This window comes from Pelomonas sp. Root1444, assembly GCF_001426885.1.
Classification (GTDB): Bacteria; Pseudomonadota; Gammaproteobacteria; order Burkholderiales; family Burkholderiaceae_C; genus Pelomonas.
On record NZ_LMFP01000003.1, the window covers coordinates 523,787 to 547,538 of the forward strand.

The window sequence follows — 23,752 nt, forward strand, 5'->3', positions numbered from 1 at the left end:
CGCGCGCCCGGGCTTTTCCCTTGAAAGACGATCATGGCTTCCACGAAGCGCGATTACTACGAAGTCCTCGGCGTCGCGAAGAACGCGTCCGACGAAGACATCAAGAAGGCCTACCGCAAGCTGGCCATGAAGCACCACCCCGACCGCAACCAGGGCGACGGGGCGAAGAAGGCTGAGGAAAGTTTCAAGGAGGCCAAGGAGGCCTACGAGATGCTGTCCGATGCGCAGAAGCGCGCGGCCTACGACCAGTACGGCCACGCCGGCGTCGACCCCAACATGGGCGCCGGCCGCGGCGCGGGCCCCGAGGGCTTCGGCGGCTTTGCCGAGGCCTTCGGCGACATCTTTGGCGACATCTTCGGCGGCCAGGGCGGGCAGCGCCGCGGCGGCGGCCAGCAGGTCTACCGCGGCAGCGACCTCAGCTACGCGATGGAGATCACGCTGGAAGAGGCCGCGCGCGGCAAGGAAACGCAGATCCGCATCCCGAGCTGGGAGAACTGCGAGACCTGCAGCGGCACCGGCGCCAAGCCCGGCACCAGTGCCAAGACCTGCGGGTCATGTGGCGGCTCGGGCACGGTGCACATGCGCCAGGGCTTCTTCAGCATCCAGCAGACCTGCCCGCATTGCCACGGCAGCGGCAAGATCATTCCGGACCCCTGCATGACCTGCAACGGCCAGGGCAAGGTCAAGAAGCAGAAGACGCTGGAGGTCAAGATCCCCGCCGGCATCAACGAGGGCATGCGCATCCGCTCCGCGGGCAACGGCGAGCCTGGCGTGAACGGCGGCCCGGCGGGTGATCTCTACATCGAGATCCGCATCAAGCAGCACGACCTCTTCGAGCGCGACGGCGACGATCTGCATTGCACGATGCCGGTCTCCATGGTCACCGCCACGCTGGGCGGCAACATCGAGGTGCCCACGCTGGGCGGCAAGGCCGAGATCGAGCTGCCCGAGGGCACGCAGCACGGCAAGACCTTCCGCCTGCGCGGCAAGGGCATCAAGGGTGTGCGCTCCAGCTATCCCGGCGACCTGTACTGCCACATCGCGATCGAGACGCCGGTCAAGCTCACCGAGCATCAGAAGAAGCTGCTCAAGGAGTTGGACGAGTCGCTGAAGAAGGGCGGCGAGCGCCATTCGCCCAACGCGAAGAGCTGGACCGACCGGGTCAAGGACCTGTTCAAGTAAGGCCCTCCTCCGCTCACAGCCGAGCCGCGGCGCCCGCAAGGGGCCGCGGCTTTTCTGCGTTTGGCGTGCCCGGTAGGAAAGGCGCCTGCGTCACAAATCACGGAAAGCGTCGCCACCGCGCGTCAAACCGCGCACCATTCTGGACTGTGCCGCCCTAAAGTCCGCCGACTGTCACACCGATGACTCATAAGTGATTGACTCCATCAGCCTCCAGATCAGAGTTCACGACATCGCGTCGGAATGGGAGGCTGCATGTACCTGATGGATCCCACCATCCAGGACGCGTCGGCGTTGATCATCGACTGCAATGCCACCTCGCGCAGCCTGATGTCTGCGCAGCTGCGCGACCTCGGCGTCGGCACGGTGCGCCAGACGCCGCGCGTGAAGGACGCGCGCGTGATGCTGGAGCACCAGACCTTCGACATCGTGCTGTGCGACTACCACTTCGACGCCAGCGACAGCTCGGGCCAGGACCTGCTGGATGAGCTGCGCCGCGAAGGCCTGCTGCCCTACGCCACCGTGTTCGTCATGGTGACCAGCGAGGCCACCTACGCCAAGGTCGCCGAGGCCGCCGAGGCGGCGCTGGATGCCTACCTGGTCAAGCCCTACACCAGCGCCAGCCTGGCCGAGCGGCTGGCCAGCGCGCGCCAGCGCAAGCGCGTGCTGAAGGAGATCTTCGAGGCCATCGAGGCGCAGGATTTCGAGACCGCCGCCAACCTCTGCATGGCGCGCTTCGAGGCCAAGGACAGGTACTGGCTCTACGCCGCCCGCATCGGTGCCGAACTGCTGCTGCGCCTGAAGCGCTTCGGCGATGCCAAGGTGCTGTATGAAGCCATCATCGCCGCCAAGACCGTGCCGTGGGCGCGGCTCGGCGTGGCCCGTACCGAGGTGGCCAGCGGCAACCTGCAGGGCGCGCGGCGCACGCTGGAGAACCTGATCGGCGAGCTGCCCGACTACGCCGACTCGCACGATCTGATGGGCCATGTGCAGATGGAGCAGGGCGAGCTCCGCGAGGCCCTCAAGACCTACCAGACCGCCGCGACACTGACGCCCGGCTGCCTGCTGCGCCTGCAGCGCTGCGGGTCGCTGGGCTTTTACGCTGGCGAGCGGGCCGAGGCGCTGAAGATGCTGGAGCGCGCCATGTCGCAGGGGCTGCGCTCCAAGCTGTTCGACATGCTCAGCGTCGTGCTGATCGGCCTGATGCGCTTCGACAACAAGGACCACAAAGGCTTCAAGTACGCGCACGACGCGCTCATCGCGACGCTGGAGCGCACGCCAGGGTCGATCCGGCTGCAGCGTTTCGACCTCGTCTTCCGCGGCCTGGCCTTCCTGCTGGAGCGGCGCGTCGGCCAGGCGCTCGTTGTGGCACGCGAGTTCACCGAGCACGCCGGCAGCGGCAGCTTCGACCTGGAAGCCGCCTCGCTGCTGACGGCGCTGTGGCTGCGCCTGTCCAGCCAGGAGGTCGAGCTCGACGAGATGATGCCCGTGCTGCGCGAGCTGGGCATGCGCCACTGTGCGACCAAGGCCAGCACCGAGATCCTCGTCGCGATGACCGAAGGCCACGCCGGCGCGGCCGAGCAGTTCCGCGACTGCCATCAGCAGGTCTTCAGCGTGGCCGAGACGGCGATGCGCCACTCCATGCGCGGCAGCGCCAGGACCGCCGTGGAACTGCTGATCCAGCAGGGCGAGCGCACGCGCAACGCCAAGCTCATCGACATGGCCGGCCTGGTACTCAAACGCCATGCGGAGAAGATCGACGGTGCCCAGGCGCTGGCCGAGCAGATCGAAGTGCTGCATGGCCGCTACGTGAAGCCGATGACGGGCGCACCGGGCAAGGCCCGCGCGACCGGTGGCGTCGCGCTGCGTGCCGCGGCACCGGCGGGCGCCGAAACCGCCTGAGCGACTGCGCCACACCGCGCCGCGCCAGCGGCGCGACGACAATGCGGGCCGCCGCCCTCGCCTCTTTTTTTCTCGATCCCATGCCCCTGTTCAAGCGCTTGCTGGCCTGGTTCCAGCCCGACACCTCGCGGCCCCTGACCCAGGCCTGGCTGGCCGCCTTGTGGATGGGCCTGCTGGCCAACTGGCCGCTGTGGAAGCAGCTGCACTCCCTGCCCGGCGTGGGCCTGGGCTTCATGCTGGCCTTCGCGGGCATGGTCACGGCGGCCACGGGAGCGGTCCTGAGCCTGCTGGCCTGGCCGCGCGTCATCAAGGGGGTGCTGGCCTTCCTGCTGATGGCCGGCGCCGCGCTGGCTTACTTCATCGGCACCTACGGCATCGTCTTCGACCCCACGATGGTCACGAACATGGTGCAGACCGACGTGCGCGAGACGCGCGACCTGCTGAGCTGGCGGCTGCTCGCCAGCCTGCTGCTGCTGGGCGCCTTGCCCGCCGGCTGGCTGCTGCGCCGGCCGCGGGCACCGGCCCAGGACGTCGCGAGGCGGCTGGGCGGCAACCTGGCGTCGTTCAGCCTTGCGGTCGTCGCGATGGTGTTGCTGGCGCTCAGTGTCTTCGCCACGCTGTCGTCGACGATGCGCAACCAGAAAAGCCTGCGCTACATGGTCACGCCGTTGAACGCGGTCTACTCGGTCAGCGCCGTCGCCGCGCGCAGCCTCGCCGGGCCCAAGGGCCCGCCGGCCGTGCTGGGCGCAGACGCCCACCTGCTGCCGCGCGCCGACGGCGGCAAGCCGCCGCTGCTGCTGCTGGTCGTCGGCGAGACGGCGCGCGCGATGAACTTCAGCCTGAACGGTTATGCGCGGCCCACCAACCCGGAGTTGGCCAAGCTGCCCGTCACCAGCCTGTTCAGCCTGCGCCAGGTCACGTCCTGCGGCACCGCCACGGCGGCGTCGCTGCCCTGCATGTTCGCGCCCCAGGGCCGCTCCGCCTTCGACGCCGACAAGCCGCAGGAAAACCTGCTGGATGTGCTGCAGCGCGCCGGCCTGGCGGTGCTGTGGCTGGACAACCAGAGCGGTTGCAAGGGCTTGTGCGACCGCGTGCCCCACAGCTTCACGGCCAAGCTGCCCGAGGGCGCCGCGCCAATGCCGGCAGGCCTGTGCAGCGGCGAGGAATGCTTCGACGAAGCGCTGCTGCATGAACTCGACAAGCGCATCGCCGCGCTCGACGCCCAGCGCCTCCAGCGCGGCCTGGTGCTGGTGATGCACCAGATGGGCAGCCATGGCCCGGCCTACTTCAAGCGCTCGCCGCCCGACCTGAAGCCCTTCCAGCCCGAATGCCGCAGCAACGAGCTGCAGCAGTGCCCGCGCGAACAGGTCGTCAACGGCTACGACAACACCCTCGTGACGACCGACCGGCTGCTGGCGCGCAGCATCGCGTGGCTGCAGGCGCAGGCCACGCACTTCGACACCGGCATGCTTTATGTGTCGGACCATGGCGAATCGCTGGGCGAGAACGGCCTCTACCTCCACGGCATGCCCTATGCGCTGGCGCCGCGCGAGCAGACGCATGTGCCGATGATCCTGTGGCTGCCCGAGGGCGGTGCGCTCGCCGCGTCGCTGAAACCCGGTTGCCTGGCTGGATTGCGCGACAAGCCGGCGTCCCACGACAACCTCTTCCACACCGCGATGGGATGGGTGGGCGCACGGGCGGACGTCTACAGGCCTGAATGGGACCTGCTGGCGGGCTGCCGGCGCTAGTTCCTGCGCCGCCTGTTTGCGCGCAGATGTCGGGTTATGGCGGGTTCCCACGTTTCAAAGGAAGGGGCATGGACCCGGGCAGACAGCCGCGGGCCGTGGCCCTCGCTGCCTTTCCATCCGCCGTGAGCACCCGACGCTGACCTCCTGGAGGGCGGCGCATCAGGAGAACTGATATGGACAGCACTTCCGATCACGCGTCATCGTCCTCCAGTGACAGCCGCCGTCTTGCGCAGGCGATGGGGCCCGCCTTCGGCCCCATGGACTCCCTCAACCCGGGCTCCCATGCTGACGGCCGGGTCACCCTGCCGAGGGGCCTGGACGCCAGCCGGTTCGGTGAACGGCTGATCGCCGCCATGCAGTTGCGCGGCAACTTCAAGGCCACGGCGCTTGCCTGTGCGCTGGCGGTGAACGAGGCCGCCATCAGCCGCTGGAAGCGGGGCGGCCCCATCACGCTGCACCATGCCATCCGCCTGTGCGACACGCTCGACATCTCGATGGACTGGCTGATCCGGGGAATCGGCCACCCGGCGGTGCACCACCGGCCCGACGGCGGGCAACCGCCGCCGCTGGTCAGCGAGCGCACGGTCGACGAGGTGCGTGCGCTCCTGAGCTTCATCGAACGCCGCACGGAGATCCGGCTTGCACAGGATGCAAGTGGTCAGTCCTGCGGCGCAAGAGCCACCTGAACACCTGACGGGCGATCGCCGCCATGCTTGTGCAGCACCGATGGACGGTGCCACATCGCGGTCTTTTCCTTCACTTCAACAGGAGAGCGGTCATGGCTGAATCGAGCGAACAAGGTTTTCAAGTCCTCACCCAACCCAGCGGGCTTGCCGAAGACGGCGGCACCGCCTGGAACGTGCAGCTGACCCGGCTGCTGCGCAACACGGATCGGTTCGCCTGGGGCAACTGGACGCTCGATCCGACCATCAGGGTCGGGGCGCTGGGCTGGTTCAATCCGACCGACAGCCAGTTCCAAGGGGCGCAGACGGGCATCGCCGTCCCCGCCCTGACCGCCGTCTCCGGCACCGACTGGCACATCGAGCAGGGCGACGTGAAGCAGACGACGGTCGGTGTGAAGTTCGACGTGCCGTACAAGGACCCGACCACCGGCACCGAGGTCACCGTCGGCCTGCAGAGCAGCTGGGACTTCGGCACCAAGGGCTCTCTGACGTCGACGGGCTCGACCTACGGCGTCGAGTTCGTCGAAGACCCCGCCAAGGTCATGCTGGAGCGGTACGACGAGATCCTTCAGGTGGCCAAGAAATACAACAAGGCCACGGGCGACAAGATCGACCAAGGCTTCGGGATGATCACCAAGGTCTGGCTCACCGACGGCTGCGTGAACATCGGCTCGCGCCAGGACAAGGCCGAGTTCAGCATCACCGGCTCGGTCGACGGTGTCGCCGCGATGACGGGCAGCGACCAGTCCGCCTCGCTGAAGGGCTCCTACAAGAACACCTCCTCGACGGACAACATCGAGAAGCGGCTATTCCCCAGCAAGACGAATGTGGTCGATCGCGAGCCGGTGGCCTACGCCTACGAATTCACGTCCTTTGCGGGCCGGGTCATCATCCCTCGCTGGGTGGGCGACATCCCCTACCTCAACCTGTGGCTGGACAACGGCGGCTCCTACATCGTCAACGCCACGGTGACGTACTGGCTGAACGGCGACAAGGTGACCCGCACGGCTCGCGTCTCGGGCGGGATGGACACCCAGATCACGGGCATCCCGCTGGAGGCGACCGACTTCGACATCCGCATGGATTTCACCGCAGGCGCCACGCAATTCCTGCGCGTTGCCAATCCGCTCAACACCTGGGAACTCGGCCGCGGGCACATCAAGCTGACTGGCTGGTGGCCGGGACGCTCCGGCGCGGCCTGGATCTGACCTTCGCCAGCGACGCGGCCCGTCGAGCCGCGTCCGGTGCCGACGCAGGGCGTGGGGAAGGGCTGTCGCCGAGATTCGGTGGCGGCCAGCCTGCGCTCGATGTCATGCCTCTGAGTACAAGGATCCACCGCCATGAGCAAAGCGCTTCTCACCCTCCTGTCGACGATGGTGCTCGCGTCCTGCGCGCAACTGCCACCGACGCCGACACCTCAGCCCCAGCAGCCTCGGCAAACCGCCGATGTGGCCTGGTATCCCACCCATCTCTACCGCGGTTTGAGGGTCGTTGCGGGAACGGTGAACCAGATCGACTGGTCCCGGGCCAGCTTCGGCGTGTCGGGCAACCCCGCGACCTTGTCCCTGTTCAACAACATGGCCCACGCCGCCGCCTTTCCCTGCTGGTTGAGGATCTCGGTCGATGTGCCCGGCAATCCACCGCCGCCGCCTCTGGTCGTCGGAGACCTGACCATACCCAACCCGCCACCCGGCGGCGCCAACGCGGGGCCGTGGCCCGTGGTGTTCGACAATGTGCCGCCCGGTCATTGGTCCATCGCGAGGGCCACGATAGGCGGTGCCAGCAACAACGCGGCAAGCGACCGCGCCGCAGCCGTCTTCACGGCCATGGCGCATGCGCCGCTGCCCACTGCGCTGGTCAGGGACGGGAGCGCCGTGGGTTGCCATTGACGGGACGCAAACCGGGCCCACCGGCAGGGCTGCAACAGGAGCGCTGAGTGGCCTTCATGGTTCACTGTGGTCGATGCAGGCTGTCGCCAGTACGCTGCAGCTTGCTGCTCGCGCAATGGCGGCTGGCCACAGGCGGTCAGGGCGCAAGCGCCCGTCAACAGGCCGTCGGCCGTCTGCATGCCTTGACGCCGCATCAACTGGCATGCCTCGGTCTGCAGGACGATGCCTATGCGCGCGGTTGGCTGGCGTCCGGCCCTGCCGGCATGAGCATGGCGCTGTCATTGCAGATGCTCGAATGGACCACGCTTGTACCTGCGCTGCCCCCACAGCTTTGGCATGCCATGTTCCACGATGCAAGCGCCTTGGCACTGCCCCGTGGCCTGGCTCGACGCGTGGCGGCAGGCGCCACGCTGGCGCATTGGCTGGGCGCGCTGACCGGCCGCCGCTTGTCCTCCCCACCGGATGCTCACCTGGGCCGCTGGGTGCCGGGCCGGACGGCGCTGCGGTTGCGGCGCTGCCTGCGAGCGCCCGGCGCGGATGCACACCACGACGCCATCCGCAGCACGCTGGACAGCCTGACGGCAGACGATTGGCTCCTCGTCAACACCCTCTGGTAGGCATTGGGGCGGCGCCCGCAGCGGTGGCCGCTGCGGCCTTGATCGCTAGAACAAATCGCCCTGTGCCGACGGCTTGCGCGGCCGGTTGAACAGCGCCAGTTGCACCGGCCGCCGTTTGTTGCGCAGCCCCAGCTTCGCAACGGCCCGTTGGAAGCGCGCCTGCAGCAACTGGGCCCACACCCCCTCGCCGGTGAAACGCGTGCCGAAGCGCGGGTCGTTGTCCTTGCCACCGCGCATCTCGCGAATGCGCGCCATCACACGCTCTGCCCGGTCGGGAAAGTGGCGGTCCAGCCAGTCCTGGAACAGCGGGTTCACCTCCCAAGGCAGGCGCACCGGGATGCTGAAGGCGCTGCTGGCGCCCGCCTCTGCGGCGGCGGCCAAAATGCGCTCCAGCTCCGGTTCGTTGATGAAGGGAATGATGGGCGACACGCTGACGCCCACCGGCACGCCGGCGTCCGCCAACGCCTGGATCGTGCGCAGGCGCCGCGCCGGTGCCGCGGCGCGCGGTTCCAGGATGCGGGCGAGGTCGTTGTCCAGCGTCGTCACCGACAGGTAGACCGACACCAGCCCCTGCGCCGCCATCGGCGCGATCAGGTCCAGCTCGCGTTCGATGCCGCTGCTCTTGGTGACGACCGAGAACGGGTGGCTGCATTCCGCCAGCACCTCGACGATGCGCCGCGTGATGCCCAGCTTGCGCTCGACCGGCTGGTAAGCATCGGTGGCCGTGCCGAGCACCAGCGAGCGCGGCTCGTAGCGCGGCGAGGCCAGCGTCTCGCGCAGCCGCTCGGCCGCGTTGACCTTGGCCACGATGCGCGTTTCGAAATCCAGCCCCGGCGAGAGGTTCAGGTAGCTGTGGGTCGGCCGCGCGAAGCAATAGATGCAGCCATGCTCGCAACCGCGGTACGGGTTGATCGAGTAGTCGAAGTTGATGTCGGGCGACTGGTTGGCCGTGACGATCTTCTTGGCCATCTCCTCGATGACCTGGGTCGCCGGCGGCAGATGCTCCTCGGCAGCTTCCTGGTCCAACGACCCCCAGCCGTCGTCGTACTGTTCGCGCTTACGCTGCTCGAAGCGATGCGGCATCGCGGTGGCCGTGCCGCGGCCCTTGATCGAGTCCAGCGGGACGAGTGCAGGTTGGGCGGCGGCGATGCGGGTGGGAGCGGAAGTCATACTGTGAATATATACAGCTTTTGACCACGCACCACGGCGAGAGTGTTTCAGGCCCGCAATGGCCGGGCACGTTGAACGCTGCCATGGCCCCGCGAAGAAAAGGCCACTGATGCGCTGCATCGGTGGCCTTCTGTAAATTGCGCCGGTGGACCGCTAGTACTCGTCCCGCTCCACGCCCACGTACCCCGGCGCGAGGTTCTCGAACTTGGTGTGCATGCGCTGGAACATCAGCTTCACCGTGCCCACCGGGCCGTTACGCTGTTTCGCAATGATGATCTCCGCGACCCCAGGCTCCTTGCACTCGTCCTTCGTGTAGTACTCGTCCCGGTAGATGAACATGATGATGTCCGCGTCCTGCTCGATGGCGCCGGACTCGCGCAGGTCGGACATCATGGGCCGCTTGTCGGGCCGCTGCTCCACCGAGCGGTTCAGCTGCGACAGCGCGATGACGGGGCAGCGCAGTTCCTTGGCCAGCGCCTTCAGGCCGCGCGAGATCTCGCCCAGCACGGTGGCACGGTTCTCCTCGCTGCCACCGCCGCTGCCACTCATCAGCTGCAGGTAGTCGATGACGATGAGTCCGAGCTGGCCACTGATGCGGGCCTGTCGACGGGCACGGGCACGCACCTCGCTTGGCGACAAGCCGGGGCTCTCGTCAATATAGATGGCGGCTTTGCCAAGCTTGTCGACCGCCTCCGACAGCCGGCCCCACTCGTCGTCAGCCAGCTTGCCGGTACGCAGGTGGCTCTGGTCGATGCGGCCGATGGAGCCCACCATCCGCAGCGCCAGCTGCGCGGCGCCCATTTCCATCGAGTAGATGACGACCGGCAGGCCTTCGTTGATCGCGACGTTCTCGGCAATGTTGACGGCGAAGGCGGTCTTGCCCATGGATGGCCGCGCGGCCAGCACGATCAGGTCGCCGGGCTGCAGGCCGGCGGTCTGCTTGTCCAGGTCGTAGAAACCGGTGCGCACGCCGGTCACGTCCTGGGCGCCACTCTCGGCCAGTTCGTTGACGCGGTCGATCAGCGCGACGACCAGGTTGTCCATGCTCTGGAAGCCCTGGCGGCTGCGCGAGCCCTCCTCGCCGATGCGGAAGATCTTGCCCTCGGCCTCGTCGAGGATCTGCGTGACCGCGCGGCCCTGCGGGTTCATCGCCGCGGTGGCGATCTCGTCACTCGTGGCCACCAGCTTGCGCAGGATGGCGCGCTCCCGAACGATCTCGGCATAACGCCGCAAGTTGGCGGCACTCGGCACGCTCTGGGCGATCGAATTCAGGTAGGCCAGGCCACCGCATTCCTCGGCGCGGCCCAGCGACGTCAGGTCGTCGAAGACGGTGACGACGTCGGCCGGCTTGCCCGCGTTGATGAGCTTGCCGATCGACGCAAAGATGTGCTTGTGCTCGAAGCGGTAGAAGTCGCTGTCGGTCAGCAGGTCGGCGGCGCGGTCCCAGGCCGAGTTGTCGATCAGCAGGCCGCCGAGCACGCTGTACTCGGCCTCGACCGAGTGCGGCGGCACGCGCAGGCGCGCGACCTCGTCGTCATGCGGCGCGGTGGAGGAGGAACCAGGAAAGATCGCGGACATGCCTGTGGATAAAGCTGTGAACGACTTGGGAGCAGCCGGTGGACCGGGCGGGAAAACTCGGTCCTCAAAGACAGAAGGCCGAAACCCTGAGGTTTCGGCCTTCGTTGTGTCGCAGCCCGGTGGGGCCGCTTCACCATTAGAGGGCGATTACTCGGCCTCGGCAACTACCTGAACGCTGATCTCGACGACGACGTCCGTGTGGGCAGCGACGCTGACCGGGAATTCGCCGACGGTCTTCAGCGGGCCGTTCGGCAGACGCACTTGCGACTTGGCGATCGGCGAGCCGGCCTTGGTCAGCGCATCGGCGATGTCGGCGTTGGTGACGGAGCCGAACAGGCGGCCGTCCACACCGGCCTTCTGGGCGATGCGCACGGTCTTGCCGGCCAGGGCTTCACCCAGCTTCTGGGCTTCGGCCAGCTTGGCGGCGGCGGCCTTTTCGAGTTCGGCGCGCTTGGCTTCGAATTCCTTGATCGCGACTTCGGTGGCGCGGCGCGCCTGCTTGGTCGGGATCAGGAAGTTGCGGGCATAACCGTCCTTGACCTTGACGACGTCGCCGAGGTTGCCGAGGTTGGCCACTTTTTCGAGCAGGATCACTTGCATGTCGTCAGCTCCTTAGACCTTGTGCTGGTCGCTGTACGGCAGGAAGGCCAGGAAGCGCGCGCGCTTGATGGACACCGTCAGCTGACGCTGGAAGAAGGCACGCGTGCCGGTCAGGCGAGCGGGCGTGATCTTGCCGTTCTCGGAGATGAAATCGCGCAGCGTGTCGATGTCCTTGTAGTCGATCTTTTCGACACCGGCGACGGTGAAGCGGCAGAAACGCTTGCGACGGAACAGCAACGATTGTTGGTTGCGCTTGGGCTTCTTGTCTTTGGAGAAGCGACCTTTACCACGTGGCGGGGGCATAGAGGACCTCTGTTAAATCTATCCGGATTCAAATATTTCCGGGTTCAGCAGCAGCGGGTTCGATCACGGTGACGTGGGCGATGAAGCCCCGGCCGTTGCGCTGGTGGGTCAGGAAACCGCGGAACACCGCGACGCCACCAACTCCCAGCGCCTGCAACTGCTTGGCCACCTCGCCCACCGCAACCGCCTTGATCTCCAGGGAGACCTTGCGCGGCTTGCCGGCTTCGATGACTTCGGACTCGGCCTTGAGGCTTGCGTCCAGGGCCATCAGCCCGGCGGGTGTGTAGCGAACTTGACCGAGTTGCTGGATCTGCGCCTTCAGGTGAAGCTGGTTCACGCCGTCGGCACGCTGCTTGAAAAACCTGGTTCTTTAGCGATGACCTGCGCTCAGGCCGCTTCTTGCTGCGGCGCCTTGCGGGCTTCTTCGCGCTCGACGGCCTTCATCATGACCGAAGGGGTCGTGATGGCCTTGTCCTGGACCACGGTGAGGTGGCGCAGCACGGCGTCGTTGAAGCGGAAGCCGGTCTCGAGCTCACCCAGGATTTCCTTGGTGACTTCGATGTTCAGGCACAGGTAATGAGCCTTGCCGAGCTTCTGGATCTGGTACGCCAGTTGACGGCGACCCCAGTCTTCGACCCGGTGCACGACACCACCACCGGCGGTGATCAGGCCCTTGTAGCGCTCCAGCATGGCCGGAACCTGTTCGCTTTGATCCGGATGGATCAGCAGAACGATTTCATAGTGACGCATGAATACTCCTTGTGGATTCCAGCGCCGGCTTGTCGGAATGACTCCCGGGCTGTGGAAGCCGCACCACGGCGTCTACTCGTGGCCCGGCAAGGGGGAACCCGCAATTCTAGCCTGCTGCGGCGGAATGTCCAAAGCGGGTGGGTGTCAAGGCGCGGGCGGGGCACGCAGCGCGTCGACAAACTCACGCTGCCGCGCGTCCGGCGCAGGCGTCAGCAGGCTGACGAGAAAGAGCACGAGCGCGCCGGCCGGCACGCCGAAGATTCCTGCCGAGGCGGGTTGTATGCCCCAGAGCAGCGTCGCCGGCCCGGGCAGGCCGATGACCGCACGCAGCATCGGATGGGCGATGAAGAGATAGACCAGGCAGACCGCCAGCCCCGCCAGCATGCCGGCCAGCGCGCCGGCGCGGTTGGCGCGGCGCCAGAACACGCCGGCCACCAACGCGGGGAAGAAGGTCGAGCCGGCAATGGAGAACGCCGCCGTGACGACGGCCAGGATGTCCGCCGGCCGGCTGGAGGCCACGGCCGCCGCAGCGAGCGCCGCGGCCAGCAGCAGCGCCTTGGACAGCGTGACCCGCCGCGTGCGCGATGCCTCGGGATTGATGGCCTTGTAGTAGATGTCGTGCGACAGCGCGCTGGAGATGGCCAGCAGCAGCCCGTCGGCGGTCGACAGCGCCGCCGCCAGGCCGCCAGCCGCCACCATGCCGGAGATGACATAAGGCAGGCCGCCCAGCTCGGGCATGACGAGCATGACCAGATCCGGATGCAGCCGCAGTTCGCCGAGCTGCAGCCGGCCGTCGCCGTTGAGGTCGACCGCCGACAGCAGGCCCGGGTCGACGCGCTGCCACTGGCGCATCCAGGCCGGCAACTGGTCGAAGGGGGTGCCGACGAGGCTGTTGAAGACCTCGGTCTTGACCATCACGGCCAGCGCCGGCGCCGTGAGGTAGAGCAAGCAGATGAAGACCAGCGACCAGGCCACGGACTCGCGCGCCTTGGCGACCGAGCTTGTCGTGTAGTAGCGCGTCAGCAGATGCGGCAGGCCCGCCGTGCCGACCATCAGGCACAGCGCCAGCGCGATGAAGTTGCGGCGCGCGGTGCCGGCCTGCTCGCGCTCGGCGGCGCTGCCGTCGGGGTTGCCGGCCGACATGGCGAAGGGCTGGGTGTGCGGCACCAGTCCGGACAGCGGCTGGGCGAGGCGGGCCTCGCTGGCCTGTTCGCGCCGCCATTGGTCCTCGGCCTCCGCGGCCGTGCGTGGCAGCGCGGCGCGCTGTTTCTCGGCCGCCTGGATCTGAGCCAGCGGCGCGTCCGCCGCCTTCAGCGCGCTGACGCTGGCCGCGGCCTTCGCCTGCTCATCGCTGAGCGCGGCGGGCACATCGGCCAGCCGGACGGTGGCGGCATCGGCGCGCTGCTGGTGGATGGCGCGCACCTGCAGTTCGGCCGGGTCGCGCATCAGCTCGCGCTCGCGCTCGGCCAGCTGGTGCAGTTGCTGGCCGTAGACCAGCTGCGGCAGCGGCCAGCCGGTCTGCTTGACGCTCAGCCAGATGACCGGCACCAGGTAGGCCAGGATCATGATGAGGTACTGGGCCACCTGCGTCCACGTGACGGCGCGCATGCCGCCCAGGAAGGAGCAGACCAGCACGCCGCCCAGGCCGACGAAGACACCGACCTCGAAGCCCAGCCCGGTCAGCCGCGTGGTGATGAGGCCCACGCCGTAGATCTGCGCCACCAGGTAGACGAACGACACCAGGATGGCCGCGCCGGCGCCGACCAGGCGCAGCGCGCGGCTGTCGAAGCGCTCGGCGAGGAAGTCGGGCAGCGTGTATTGGCCGAAGCGGCGCAGGTAGGGCGCGATGCACAGCGCGACGAGGACGAAGCCGCCCGTCCAGCCCAGCACATAGGCCAGGCCCGCGTAGCCGCTGGCGTACAGCGTGCCGGCCAGGCCGATGAAGCTCGCGGCGCTCATCCAGTCCGCGCCGGCGGCCATGCCGTTGTACAGCGGCGGCACGCGGCGGCCGGCGACGAAGTACTCCGCCGGGTCGGTGGTGCGGCACAGGATGCCGATCACGGCATAGACGGCCACCGTGGCGCCGAGGAAGGTGTAGCCGATCCAGGCCTTGGGCAGACCGCGCTGTTCGCCCACGCCGAGCGCCAGCACGAGCGCGATGAAGCTCAGCGCGAACAGCGCATAACGGCGATGAAGGTGGCGGGCTGGCACGGCCGCCATCATCGGGCAACAAAAAGCCCGGGCTCCCCTCAGGAGAACCCGGGCTGCACAGACGCGAAGGCGGCTTACTTGGCCGCGAGGCGCTGCCAGGTTTCGATGACAGTGTCCGGGTTCAGCGAGATCGACACGATGCCCTCCTCCGCCAGCCAGTCGGCGAAGTCCGGGTGGTCGCTGGGGCCCTGGCCGCAGATGCCGATGTACTTGCCGGTGGCGCGGCAGGCGCGGATGGCGCGCGAGATCATGGCCTTGACGGCCGGGTCGCGCTCGTCGAAGTCACCGGCCAGTTGCTCCAGGCCCGAATCGCGGTCCAGGCCGAGTGTGAGCTGTGTCAGGTCGTTGGAGCCGATGGACATGCCGTCGAAATGCTCCAGGAACTGCTCGGCCAGGATGGCGTTGCTCGGCACCTCGCACATCATGATGATGCGCAGGCCGTCGACGCCGCGCTTCAGGCCGCGCTCGGCCAGCATCTCGACCACGCGCGAGGCCTGCTTCACGGTCCGCACGAAGGGCACCATGATCTCGATGTTGGTCAGGCCCATCTCCTTGCGCACGCGCTTGAGCGCCTCGCACTCCATCGCGAAGGCGTCCTGGAACTCGCCGCTGATGTAGCGCGACGCGCCGCGGAAGCCCAGCATCGGGTTCTCTTCGTCCGGCTCGTAGCGGCTACCGCCGATGAGCTTGCGGTACTCGTTGCTCTTGAAGTCCGAGAGGCGAACGATGACCGGGCGCGGGAAGAAGGCGGCGGCGATGGTCGCGATGCCTTCAGCCAGCTTGTCCACGTAGAAGGCACGCGGCGAGGCGTGGCCACGGGCCACCGACTCAACGGCCTTCTTCAGGTCGGCGTCGATGTTCGGATAGTCCAGGATGGCCTTGGGATGGACGCCGATGTTGTTGTTGATGATGAACTCGAGCCGCGCCAGGCCCACGCCACCCGACGGCATCTGCGCGAAGTTGAAGGCCAGTTGCGGGTTGCCGACGTTCATCATGATCTTGATGGGGCAGTACGGCAGCTCGCCGCGGTGCACCTCGCTGACCTCGGTCTCCAGCAGGCCGTCGTAGATGTAGCCGGTGTCACCCTCGGAGCAGGCCACCGTGACCAGCTGGCCGTCCTTGAGCTTGTCCGTCGCGTCACCGCAGCCGACGACCGCCGGGATGCCCAGTTCGCGCGCAATGATGGCCGCGTGGCAGGTGCGGCCGCCGCGGTTCGTCACGATGGCGCTGGCGCGCTTCATGACCGGCTCCCAGTTCGGGTCGGTCATGTCGGTGACGAGCACGTCGCCCGGCTGCACCCGCTCCATCTCGGCGACGCTGTCGACCAGGCGGACCGGGCCGGTGCCGATCTTCTGGCCGATGGCGCGTCCCTCGGCCAGCACGGCGCTGTGCGCCTTGAGCTTGTAGTGGTGCTCGACCTGGCCGGCCATCTGGCTCTTCACCGTCTCGGGGCGTGCCTGCAGGATGTAGATCTTGCCGTCGACGCCGTCGCGGCCCCATTCGATGTCCATCGCGCGGCCGTAGTGCTGCTCGATGATCAGCGCGTACTGCGCCAGCTCGGTCACCTCGGCGTCGTTCAACGAGTAGCGGTTGCGGTGCTCGGGCACGGTGTCCACCGTCTTCACCAGCTTGCCGGACGCGGCCTTCTCCTCTGGCGACGCGAACTCCATGCGCAACAGCTTGGAGCCCAGGTTGCGGCGGATGATGGCCAGCTTGCCGGCCTTCAGCGCGGGCTTGTGGACGTAGAACTCGTCCGGGTTCACGGCGCCCTGCACCACCGTCTCGCCCAAGCCATAGCTGGACGTGATGAAAACGACTTCCTGGAAGCCGCTCTCGGTGTCGATGGTGAACATGACGCCGGCCGAGCCGAGGTCGCTGCGCACCATGCGCTGCACGCCGGCGGACAGCGCCACATCGTTGTGGGCGAAGCCCTTGTGGACGCGGTAGCTGATGGCGCGGTCGTTGTAGAGCGACGCGAACACCTCGCGCATCTTGTGCAGCACCTCGTCGATGCCGTGCACGTTCAGGAAGGTTTCCTGCTGGCCGGCGAAAGACGCGTCGGGCAGGTCCTCGGCCGTGGCAGAGGAGCGCACGGCGAAGGTGGCGTCCGGGTTGTCGGCCGTCAGCTGGGCGTAGGCGGCGCGCACGCCGGCCTCCAAGTCGGCCGGGAAGGGTTGGTTCTCGATCCAGCCGCGGATCTCCGCGCCGGCCTCGGCCAGTGCGCGCACGTCGTCGGTATTGAGCGAGCTCAACCGCGCCGCGATGCGCGCGTCCAGTCCCTCGTGCTTGAGGAACTGCCGGAAGGCATGCGCCGTGGTGGCGAACCCGCCGGGGACGCGCACGCCGCTGGCGGCGAGCTGCGAGATCATTTCGCCGAGGCTGGCGTTCTTGCCGCCAACTGCCTCGACATCGCTCATCCTCAGGTTCTCAAACGGTACGACCAGGGCGGTCGCCTCGAACAGGGTGGACATGGGGAAACTCCGGGAGGTTGAAAAACCGGTGTCGTCGCGTCGTCCGGGCCGTCCATGTGTGTCACCGCCGAGCAGAGGTGCTCAAGGCAGGCGCGGCTCCCTCCATTTCTGGATTCTTCTGGGAGGAAGGAGGCGCGCATGGGGCTGATCGCGAGGAATTGCGGCGGATTCTAGGCGCTGCGTACCTGGCCTGTAACCGCCCGGCCTGCAGGGGTGCACGGCCACAGCCGCGCGCAAGGCGCTGGCTATCATGGCCGCGCCTTGAACTCCGCGAGCCACTGCCATGACCGCCAGAACCGTCTACTTCGTCTCTGACGGCACCGGCATCACCGCCGAGACCTTCGGCAATTCCATCCTGGCGCAGTTCTCGTTGAAGGCGCGCCACGTGCGCCGGCCCTTCGTCGACACGGCCGAGAAGGCCCATGCGGTCGTCGCCGAGATCAACGAGGTCGCCATGCGCGAGGGCCAGCGGCCCATCGTCTTCGCGACGCTGGTGGACCGCGACGTGCTCAAGGTCGTGCGCGAGCACTGCCAGGGCCGCGTCATGGACATGTTCGGCACCTTCATCGAGCCGCTGGAGGACGAGTTCGGCATCAAGAGCAACCACCGCGTCGGCCGTTTCTCCGACGTGGCCGAGAGCCAGGAATACCACGACCGCATCGAGGCGATCAACTTCTCGCTGGCGCACGACGACGGCCAGAGCAGCAAGAACCTCGACGTGGCCGACGTCATCCTGGTCGGTGTGTCGCGCTCAGGAAAAACGCCGACGTCCCTCTACCTCGCCATGCAGCACGGCATCAAGGCCGCCAACTACCCGCTCATCCCCGAGGACTTCGAGCGCCGCAAGCTGCCGCCGTCGCTGGTGCCGCACCGGCGCAAATGCTTCGGCCTGACCATCGACCCCGAGCGCCTGTCGTCCATCCGCAACGAGCGCCGGCCCGGCAGCAAGTACGCCGACCTGCTGAACTGCCGCTACGAGGTCAACGAGGCCGAAGCCATGATGAAGCGCGAGGGCATCTCATGGCTGTCGTCCACGCACAAGTCCATCGAGGAGATCGCGACGACCATCCTGCGCGACATCCGGCCGGACCGGCTGATGTACTGATGCCCCTTCACGCGCTCGCCCTCGTCCTCACCGCCGCCCTCCTCCACGCGCTCTGGAACCTCGCCGCCAAGAAATGGGGCGGCGGGCCGCATTTCGTGTTCGCCTGCGCCGTCGGCGTCGTGCTGTTCTGGTTGCCCGCGGTGCTCTGGATCGGCCTCGGGGAGCTGCCGGGCTGGACGCCGCTGGTCTGGGGCTTCGTCGTCGCCAGCGCCGTCGTCCACCTGCTGTACTTCAACTGCCTGATCGCGGGCTACAAGGCCAGCGACCTCACCGTCGTCTATCCCGTGGCGCGCGGCAGCGGGCCGCTGCTGTCGGCGACCGCGGCCGTGCTGCTGCTGGACGAGCACCTGGGCCTGCTCGGCATGCTGGGGCTGGCCGGCGTGGTGGGCGGCATCCTGCTGATCACGATGGGGCCGCGCCTGCTGGGCCGTGGCGTGGACCCGGAGGTCACCGCCACCCTGCGGCGGCGCCGCGGCGTGTACTGGGGCATGGCCACCGGTGCGCTGATCGCCGGCTACACGGTGCTGGACGGCTATGCGGTCAAGGTGCTGGCGGTGTCGCCGCTGCTGCTGGACTACTGCGGCAACGTGCTGCGCGTGCCGATGCAACTGCCCGTCGTGCTGCGCAACCGGCACAGCTTCAAGGCCGAGATGCGCCGCACCTGGAAGGGCGTGCTGGCGGTCGCCGTCATCAGCCCGCTGGCCTATGTGCTGGTGCTGCTGGCCGTGCGCGACGCGCCGCTGTCGCGCGTGGCGCCGGCGCGCGAGGTGTCCATGCTGTTCGCGGCGCTGCTGGGTGGGCAGTTGCTGGGCGAGGGCGAACGCGGCTGGCGGATCGCCGGCGCGGCGTTGATCGGGGCCGGCGTCATTGCGCTAGCGCTGTGACAGTGCCTCGTAGATGTCGACGTAGCGCTTTGCCGCGGCATCCCAACCGAAGCACTGGCGCATCGCCGTGCCCCGCACGGCCGCCCAGTAATCCTGCCGGTTCCACAGCGCAAACGCCCGCCGCAGCGCCCGGCGGTAGGCGTCTGCCGTGAAGGCGTTGAAGACGAAGCCGGTCGCCGTTCCCGCTGCCAGGTCTTCCAACGAGCAGTCGACCACCGTGTCGGCCAGGCCGCCGACGCGGTGCACCAGCGGCAGCGCGCCGTAGCTCAGGCCGTAGAGCTGCGTCAGCCCGCAGGGCTCGAAGCGGCTGGGCACGAGCACGACGTCGCTGCCGGCATAGATGCGGTGGGCCAGGCCCTCGTCCATGCCGGTGCGGCGGGCGACCTGGGTGGGATGCCGTGTCGCAGCGGCGGCGAACTCGGCTTCGAGCCGGGCATCGCCGGCACCGAGGATGACCAGCTGGCCGCCGGCATCGATCAGGTCGTCCAGCGCCTCTAGCACCAGCGGCAAGCCCTTCTGCTCGGTCAAGCGGCTGACGATGCCGAAGAGCGGCGCGTCGGGCGTCACGGCCAGGCCGCACTCGCGCTGCAGCGCGGCCTTGCAGGCGGCTTTGCCGGACACGTCGCCGGCACCGTAGCGGGCCGCGATGGCGTCATCCTGCGCGGGTGACCAGACGCCGTAGTCCACGCCGTTCAGGATGCCGTGCAGCACATCCGCGCGGTGGCGCAGCAGGCCGTCGAGGCCGCAGCCCTGCTCGGGGGTCTGGATCTCCTTCGCATACGACGGGCTGACCGTCGTGATCGCGTCGGCGAAATGCAGGCCGGCCTTCATGAAGCTCAGCTGGCCGTAGAACTCGACGCCCTCCACGGCGTAATGCGGCGGCGGCAGGCCCAGGTCGCTGAAATGGTCGGCCGGGAACAGGCCCTGGTAGGCCAGGTTGTGGATGGTGAAGACGGTGCGCGCGTCGGTGCGTCGGCGCGAACGGCTGGCGGCGATGTGCGCGCAGGCCAGGCCCGCATGCCAGTCGTGCGCGTGCACGACCTGCGGCCGCCACGCGCCGTCCACACCCTCGGCCAGCCGCGCGGCGGCCAGGCCCAGCAGCGCGAAGCGGCGGTGGTTGTCGGCATAGGCGATGCCGCCGGCATCCGCATACGGGTTGCCCGGCCGGTCGAACAGGCCGGGCGCGTCCAGCACATAGACGGGCATGTCGAAGCCCGGCAGCCGGCCGCGCAGCAACGCCGCCCTGCCCTCGCTCCACGGCAGCGCGACGGGCGCGACGGCGCATTCCTGGCTCAGTGCGTCGCGGATGGCCGGGAAGCCGGGCACCAGCAGGCGGGGCTCGGCGCCGGCCGCGGCCAGCGCGGCAGGCAGCGCACCGGCCACATCAGCGAGGCCGCCGGTCTTCAGCAGCGGGAACAGCTCCGCGCTGACCTGCAGGACCCGCGTCACAGCTTGGCCAACATCTGCCGCGTGATCAGCACGACGCCGTTCTCGGTGCGCTCGAAGCGGGCCGCGTCCAGCGCCGCGTCCTCGCCGACCACCAGGCCGTCGGGGATCGCGCAGCCACGGTCGACGATGACCTTGGTCAGGCGGCAATGGCGCCCGATCTCCACGCCCGGCAGCAGCACGCACTGGTGGATGTTGCAGAACGAGCGGATGCGCACGTTGTTGAACAGCACCGACTGCACGACGTGCGAGCCCGACACGATGCAGCCGGCGCTGACGATGGTGTTGACCGTCATGCCGTGCATGCCGTTGTGGTCGGGGATGAACTTGGCCGGCGGCAGCTGGCGCTGGTAAGTCCAGATCGGCCAGTCGGTGTCGTAGATGTCCAGCTCGGGGCTGATGGAGGCGAGGTCGAGGTTGGCGGCCCAGAAGGCGTCCAGCGTGCCGACGTCGCGCCAGTACGGCGTCGCGCCGTTGGGGTTCATGATGCAGCTCATGCCGAAGGGATGGGCCACGGCGCGGTCTTCGCCGACGATCTTCGGGATCACGTCCTTGCCGAAGTCGTGGCTGGAGCTGGGGTCGGCCAGGTCCTCGGCCAGCAGGCGGTAGAGGTAGTCGGCGTTGAAGACATAGATGCCCATGCTGGCCAGGCACGCGTCGTCGCGGCCGGGCATGCAGGGCGGGTCGGCCGGCTTCTCCAGGAAGCTGGTGATGCGCCGCTCGCCGTCCACGGCCATGACGCCAAAGGCGCTGGCCTCGGCCTTGGCCACCTCGATGCAGCCGACCGTGCAGCCGGCACCTGTTTTTGCGACGTTCTCGACGTGGTCCGCCAGCATGGCGGAGTAGTCCATCTTGTAGATGTGGTCGCCGGCCAGCACGACGATGTAGTCGGCGCCGGTGCTCTGGATGATGTCCAGGTTCTGGAACACTGCATCGGCCGTGCCGCGGTACCAGCTCTCCTCGTCGACGCGCTGCTGGGCGGGCATCAGGTCGACCGTCTCGTTGAGCTCGGCGCGCAGGAAGCTCCAGCCGCGCTGGATGTGGCGCAGCAGCGAATGGCTCTTGTACTGCGTGACGACGCCGATGCGGCGGATGCCGCTGTTGACGCAGTTGCTCAGCGCGAAATCGATGATGCGGAACTTGCCGCCGAAGTAGACGGCCGGCTTGGCGCGCGAATCGGTGAGCTGCTTCAGGCGCGAGCCGCGGCCGCCGGCCAGGACGAGGGCGATGGCGCGGCGTGCGAGCTGGTGGGGTGAGGCGACGGGGGGCATGGCCAATCTCCGCAAGGCTGCAAACGCTTGCAGTTTGCGGCCAGTGTCTCACCGCCTCGCTGCGGGCTTCCCCTCAGGCGGGCCGTGGCGCCAACGGCCACAGCGCGTTGACCGGGCGTTCCAGCACGCGCGCGGCGACCGGGTGGAACACCGCCGCGTCGAGCCGGCCGGCCGCAGTGGCCGCGGCGAGCCATCGCTCGAGCGAGCCGCCCGCCTCGGTCCAGCGGTCCTGGCGCAGCAGCCCGTACAGCCCGGCCGCAATGACGTGCATGCCGTCGTCCGCCTTGCGCCAGCGGTCCGCGGGGTTGCGGGCCACGCCCAGCGCCTCGCTGATCAACTGGTCCAGCGCCTGCACCAGGTCCTCGTCCACCAGGCCCTTCAGCGTCGTGTAGCCCCACTTGGGGTCGTGGTCGCGCACGATCTTCATGACCAGCGGGTCGCGCTCCAAAGCAGCGAGCGCCGCGGTCGCGGCCGGCCCGTCCATAGGCACGGGCGGGTGCAGCATCTCGTGGGCGGCGATGCGCACGGTCGTCGCGGTGTCGTAGTCGGCCGCCTGCAGGAAGGTCTGCCCCTGCACCTTGATGCCATGCGGCTTGGAGAACTGCAGCAGGACGACCTGGATCTCGGGGTCGAAGCTCCGGCCGGTCAGTTTCTCCTGCCAGGTGATCACGTCGAAGCCGGCCAGCGCGCGGCCCACCTCGGCGATGCGGCGGTCCAGGTCGCTGCCGATGCGGTCCTTGCGGAACGCGCTGAAGCCGGCGCGCTGCATGGCGCTGAAGATCGCGTCCAGCCGCGGCGCCGCCTTGTCGAACCAGGCCCAGTCGGCCTCGCTCCAATAGCTGCTGGCCTGGTAGCTCGGCAGGATGGCCGTCTGCCGCGAGCGCAGCGCGGCCAGCAGCGTGGCCAGCGTCGCGTCGTTGCCGTGGGCCGAGAACAGCACCTGCAGGTTGGGGCCCAACAGGCCGAAGCCGTCCTTGGTGGCGTCGGCCCACAGCCGCGCCACGTCGCTGCGCACCGCCTCGGGCAGGCGCGGCGCGAACGCGGCGGCATCCGCGGCATAGAAGTCGAGGTAAAGCGGCGTGCCCGACAGGGGGCCGAGGAAGGCGATCGCATCGAACCCCTCGGAGGCGCGCACCTGCCAGCGGGTGCGCGAGGGCCGCGCCTGCGCGACGGCCGGCCCCTGGGCAAGCAGGGTGGCCACCCCCGCGATCAACGGGCCCGACATGAAGGTTCGGCGATGCATGCGCGGATGCTAGGTCGACGCCGACGCCACCTCTTGAACGGACTTAACCCGTCAGGCGCTTCGGCGTGCGCCCCGTCAGCGCGACGATGGCGCGCGTCAGGTGGGCCTGGTCGGCAAAGCCCGTCTCCGCGGCCAGCATCGCCATCGACCCCGGCCAGGCCGGCAGCCGGCGCAGCGCCTGCAGCGCCCGCAGCTCCAACCGGTAGCGCTTGGGGCTCACGCCGTAGGCCTGGCGAAAACCGCGGCTGAGCGACTGCGGCGCGATGCCCATGGCGGCGGCCCATTCGGCCAGGCCGAGGTTAGGGTCCGCCGCCAGCGCGGCGGCCAGCAGGTCCGGCCAGTCGTTCAGCCGGGCGGCCGAAGGCCGGAACGTCTGCCGCAGCAGTTCTGCGGCCTGGCCCACATCGCGCTCGGCGAGGCGGGCGATCGCGTCGGCGTCATCGACATGCCCCAACGGCCCTCCGGCCGCGGCGCCGATCACCGGCAGGTTCAGCACCCGCGCACCGGCGCCGCTGAACGCGTTGCCATGCGATTCGTAGGCGCCATGGACGACCGCCTGGCCGGCCTCGACGCGCAGCCGGCCGCGGTCGCCCGCTTCCACATAACCGCCGGCGAGCACCAGCGCCACATAGCCTTCGCCATGGCGGTGGCGCGGCATGCGCTCGAACGCGCGGTGAAGGGAGATCGCGGGCATCACCG

At 68.4% G+C, this 23,752-nt stretch carries 21 protein-coding genes; 9 read left to right on the top strand and 12 right to left on the bottom strand.

Annotation, left to right across the window (positions count from 1 at the left end; all coding sequences use genetic code 11):
* Positions 1 to 33: 33 nt before the first annotated feature.
* From dnaJ to ASD35_RS05235, 7 genes are all read left to right on the top strand, one after another.
* Positions 34 to 1,182 carry a molecular chaperone DnaJ gene (dnaJ, locus tag ASD35_RS05205; protein ID WP_056873830.1) on the top strand — a complete coding sequence of 383 codons (1,149 nt, stop codon included), beginning with the start codon at positions 34 to 36 and terminating at the stop codon, positions 1,180 to 1,182.
* Between the two features lie 261 nt (positions 1,183 to 1,443).
* The gene (locus tag ASD35_RS05210) at positions 1,444 to 3,081 is read left to right on the top strand and encodes a response regulator (protein ID WP_162254427.1); all 1,638 of its coding nucleotides are present in this window, start codon (positions 1,444 to 1,446) and stop codon (positions 3,079 to 3,081) included.
* 80 nt (positions 3,082 to 3,161) lie between these two features.
* The gene (locus tag ASD35_RS05215; RefSeq protein ID WP_162254428.1) at positions 3,162 to 4,832 is read left to right on the top strand and encodes a phosphoethanolamine transferase; all 1,671 of its coding nucleotides are present in this window, start codon (positions 3,162 to 3,164) and stop codon (positions 4,830 to 4,832) included.
* Positions 4,833 to 5,005: 173 nt separating this feature from the next.
* On the top strand, positions 5,006 to 5,518 hold the full coding sequence (locus ASD35_RS05220; RefSeq protein ID WP_157275390.1) for a helix-turn-helix transcriptional regulator: 513 nt from the start codon (positions 5,006 to 5,008) through the stop codon (positions 5,516 to 5,518).
* Positions 5,519 to 5,610: 92 nt separating this feature from the next.
* Positions 5,611 to 6,723, top strand: coding sequence for a hypothetical protein (locus ASD35_RS05225; RefSeq protein ID WP_056873833.1), 1,113 nt, complete (start codon positions 5,611 to 5,613; stop codon positions 6,721 to 6,723).
* 132 nt (positions 6,724 to 6,855) lie between these two features.
* Positions 6,856 to 7,404, top strand: a complete 549-nt coding sequence (locus tag ASD35_RS05230; RefSeq protein WP_157275391.1) for a hypothetical protein — start codon at positions 6,856 to 6,858, stop codon at positions 7,402 to 7,404.
* A 47-nt stretch (positions 7,405 to 7,451) separates the two neighbouring features.
* Positions 7,452 to 8,021 carry a hypothetical protein gene (locus ASD35_RS05235; RefSeq protein WP_235538244.1) on the top strand — a complete coding sequence of 190 codons (570 nt, stop codon included), beginning with the start codon at positions 7,452 to 7,454 and terminating at the stop codon, positions 8,019 to 8,021.
* 45 nt (positions 8,022 to 8,066) lie between these two features.
* On the opposite strand, the gene ASD35_RS05240 is transcribed toward ASD35_RS05235, so the two are convergent.
* The 8 genes from ASD35_RS05240 to ppsA all read right to left on the bottom strand — a co-directional run bounded on the left by ASD35_RS05240 (position 8,067) and on the right by ppsA (position 17,104).
* Entirely contained in the window at positions 8,067 to 9,191 is a 1,125-nt protein-coding gene (locus ASD35_RS05240) for a PA0069 family radical SAM protein (RefSeq protein ID WP_056873836.1), read from the bottom strand.
* Between the two features lie 153 nt (positions 9,192 to 9,344).
* Entirely contained in the window at positions 9,345 to 10,769 is a 1,425-nt protein-coding gene (gene dnaB, locus ASD35_RS05245; protein ID WP_056873837.1) for a replicative DNA helicase, read from the bottom strand.
* Between the two features lie 147 nt (positions 10,770 to 10,916).
* The gene (gene rplI / locus ASD35_RS05250) at positions 10,917 to 11,369 is read right to left on the bottom strand and encodes a 50S ribosomal protein L9 (protein ID WP_056873838.1); all 453 of its coding nucleotides are present in this window, start codon (positions 11,367 to 11,369) and stop codon (positions 10,917 to 10,919) included.
* Between the two features lie 12 nt (positions 11,370 to 11,381).
* Positions 11,382 to 11,672 (bottom strand): 30S ribosomal protein S18, encoded by a 291-nt coding sequence (gene rpsR / locus ASD35_RS05255; RefSeq protein ID WP_056873839.1) that lies wholly within the window; start codon positions 11,670 to 11,672, stop codon positions 11,382 to 11,384.
* Between the two features lie 28 nt (positions 11,673 to 11,700).
* Positions 11,701 to 12,009, bottom strand: a complete 309-nt coding sequence (priB, locus tag ASD35_RS05260) for a primosomal replication protein N (protein WP_056873840.1) — start codon at positions 12,007 to 12,009, stop codon at positions 11,701 to 11,703.
* Positions 12,010 to 12,059: 50 nt separating this feature from the next.
* Positions 12,060 to 12,422 carry a 30S ribosomal protein S6 gene (rpsF, locus tag ASD35_RS05265; RefSeq protein WP_056873841.1) on the bottom strand — a complete coding sequence of 121 codons (363 nt, stop codon included), beginning with the start codon at positions 12,420 to 12,422 and terminating at the stop codon, positions 12,060 to 12,062.
* 144 nt (positions 12,423 to 12,566) lie between these two features.
* Complete coding sequence (locus ASD35_RS05270) at positions 12,567 to 14,633, bottom strand: VC_2705 family sodium/solute symporter (RefSeq protein ID WP_235538245.1); 2,067 nt, start codon at positions 14,631 to 14,633, stop codon at positions 12,567 to 12,569.
* Positions 14,634 to 14,707: 74 nt separating this feature from the next.
* Positions 14,708 to 17,104, bottom strand: coding sequence for a phosphoenolpyruvate synthase (gene ppsA / locus ASD35_RS05275; RefSeq protein ID WP_056873843.1), 2,397 nt, complete (start codon positions 17,102 to 17,104; stop codon positions 14,708 to 14,710).
* A gap of 283 nt (positions 17,105 to 17,387) precedes the next feature.
* On the opposite strand from ppsA, the gene ASD35_RS05280 reads away from it, so the two are divergent.
* Positions 17,388 to 18,209, top strand: coding sequence for a pyruvate, water dikinase regulatory protein (locus ASD35_RS05280; protein WP_056873844.1), 822 nt, complete (start codon positions 17,388 to 17,390; stop codon positions 18,207 to 18,209).
* Positions 18,209 to 19,093: an EamA family transporter gene (locus ASD35_RS05285; RefSeq protein WP_056873845.1), complete on the top strand. Its 885-nt coding sequence runs from the start codon at positions 18,209 to 18,211 to the stop codon at positions 19,091 to 19,093. Before ASD35_RS05280 ends, ASD35_RS05285 begins: the two co-directional genes overlap by 1 nt.
* Here ASD35_RS05285 and glgA read toward each other — a convergent pair.
* From glgA to ASD35_RS05305, 4 genes are all read right to left on the bottom strand, one after another.
* Positions 19,082 to 20,542, bottom strand: coding sequence for a glycogen synthase GlgA (glgA, locus tag ASD35_RS05290; protein WP_056873846.1), 1,461 nt, complete (start codon positions 20,540 to 20,542; stop codon positions 19,082 to 19,084). The genes ASD35_RS05285 and glgA overlap by 12 nt on opposite strands.
* Complete coding sequence (glgC, locus tag ASD35_RS05295; protein ID WP_056873847.1) at positions 20,539 to 21,810, bottom strand: glucose-1-phosphate adenylyltransferase; 1,272 nt, start codon at positions 21,808 to 21,810, stop codon at positions 20,539 to 20,541. Before glgC ends, glgA begins: the two co-directional genes overlap by 4 nt.
* Positions 21,811 to 21,883: 73 nt before the next feature.
* Positions 21,884 to 23,053, bottom strand: a complete 1,170-nt coding sequence (locus ASD35_RS05300; protein ID WP_056873848.1) for a hypothetical protein — start codon at positions 23,051 to 23,053, stop codon at positions 21,884 to 21,886.
* A 43-nt stretch (positions 23,054 to 23,096) separates the two neighbouring features.
* Complete coding sequence (locus tag ASD35_RS05305) at positions 23,097 to 23,747, bottom strand: helix-turn-helix domain-containing protein (RefSeq protein ID WP_056873849.1); 651 nt, start codon at positions 23,745 to 23,747, stop codon at positions 23,097 to 23,099.
* Positions 23,748 to 23,752: the final 5 nt, after the last annotated feature.

Coding starts and splice junctions, on each gene's coding strand:
- dnaJ (WP_056873830.1), top strand. CDS start 34: ATGGCTTCCACGAAGCGCGATTACTACGAAGTCCTCGGCGTCGCGAAG.
- ASD35_RS05225 (WP_056873833.1), top strand. CDS start 5,611: ATGGCTGAATCGAGCGAACAAGGTTTTCAAGTCCTCACCCAACCCAGC.
- ASD35_RS05240 (WP_056873836.1), bottom strand. CDS start 9,191: ATGACTTCCGCTCCCACCCGCATCGCCGCCGCCCAACCTGCACTCGTC.
- ASD35_RS05215 (WP_162254428.1), top strand. CDS start 3,162: ATGCCCCTGTTCAAGCGCTTGCTGGCCTGGTTCCAGCCCGACACCTCG.
- ASD35_RS05280 (WP_056873844.1), top strand. CDS start 17,388: ATGACCGCCAGAACCGTCTACTTCGTCTCTGACGGCACCGGCATCACC.
- rpsF (WP_056873841.1), bottom strand. CDS start 12,422: ATGCGTCACTATGAAATCGTTCTGCTGATCCATCCGGATCAAAGCGAA.
- dnaB (WP_056873837.1), bottom strand. CDS start 10,769: ATGTCCGCGATCTTTCCTGGTTCCTCCTCCACCGCGCCGCATGACGAC.
- rplI (WP_056873838.1), bottom strand. CDS start 11,369: ATGCAAGTGATCCTGCTCGAAAAAGTGGCCAACCTCGGCAACCTCGGC.
- rpsR (WP_056873839.1), bottom strand. CDS start 11,672: ATGCCCCCGCCACGTGGTAAAGGTCGCTTCTCCAAAGACAAGAAGCCC.
- glgC (WP_056873847.1), bottom strand. CDS start 21,810: ATGCCCCCCGTCGCCTCACCCCACCAGCTCGCACGCCGCGCCATCGCC.
- ASD35_RS05305 (WP_056873849.1), bottom strand. CDS start 23,747: ATGCCCGCGATCTCCCTTCACCGCGCGTTCGAGCGCATGCCGCGCCAC.
- ppsA (WP_056873843.1), bottom strand. CDS start 17,104: ATGTCCACCCTGTTCGAGGCGACCGCCCTGGTCGTACCGTTTGAGAAC.
- ASD35_RS05300 (WP_056873848.1), bottom strand. CDS start 23,053: ATGCATCGCCGAACCTTCATGTCGGGCCCGTTGATCGCGGGGGTGGCC.
- ASD35_RS05210 (WP_162254427.1), top strand. CDS start 1,444: ATGGATCCCACCATCCAGGACGCGTCGGCGTTGATCATCGACTGCAAT.
- ASD35_RS05230 (WP_157275391.1), top strand. CDS start 6,856: ATGAGCAAAGCGCTTCTCACCCTCCTGTCGACGATGGTGCTCGCGTCC.
- ASD35_RS05220 (WP_157275390.1), top strand. CDS start 5,006: ATGGACAGCACTTCCGATCACGCGTCATCGTCCTCCAGTGACAGCCGC.
- ASD35_RS05285 (WP_056873845.1), top strand. CDS start 18,209: ATGCCCCTTCACGCGCTCGCCCTCGTCCTCACCGCCGCCCTCCTCCAC.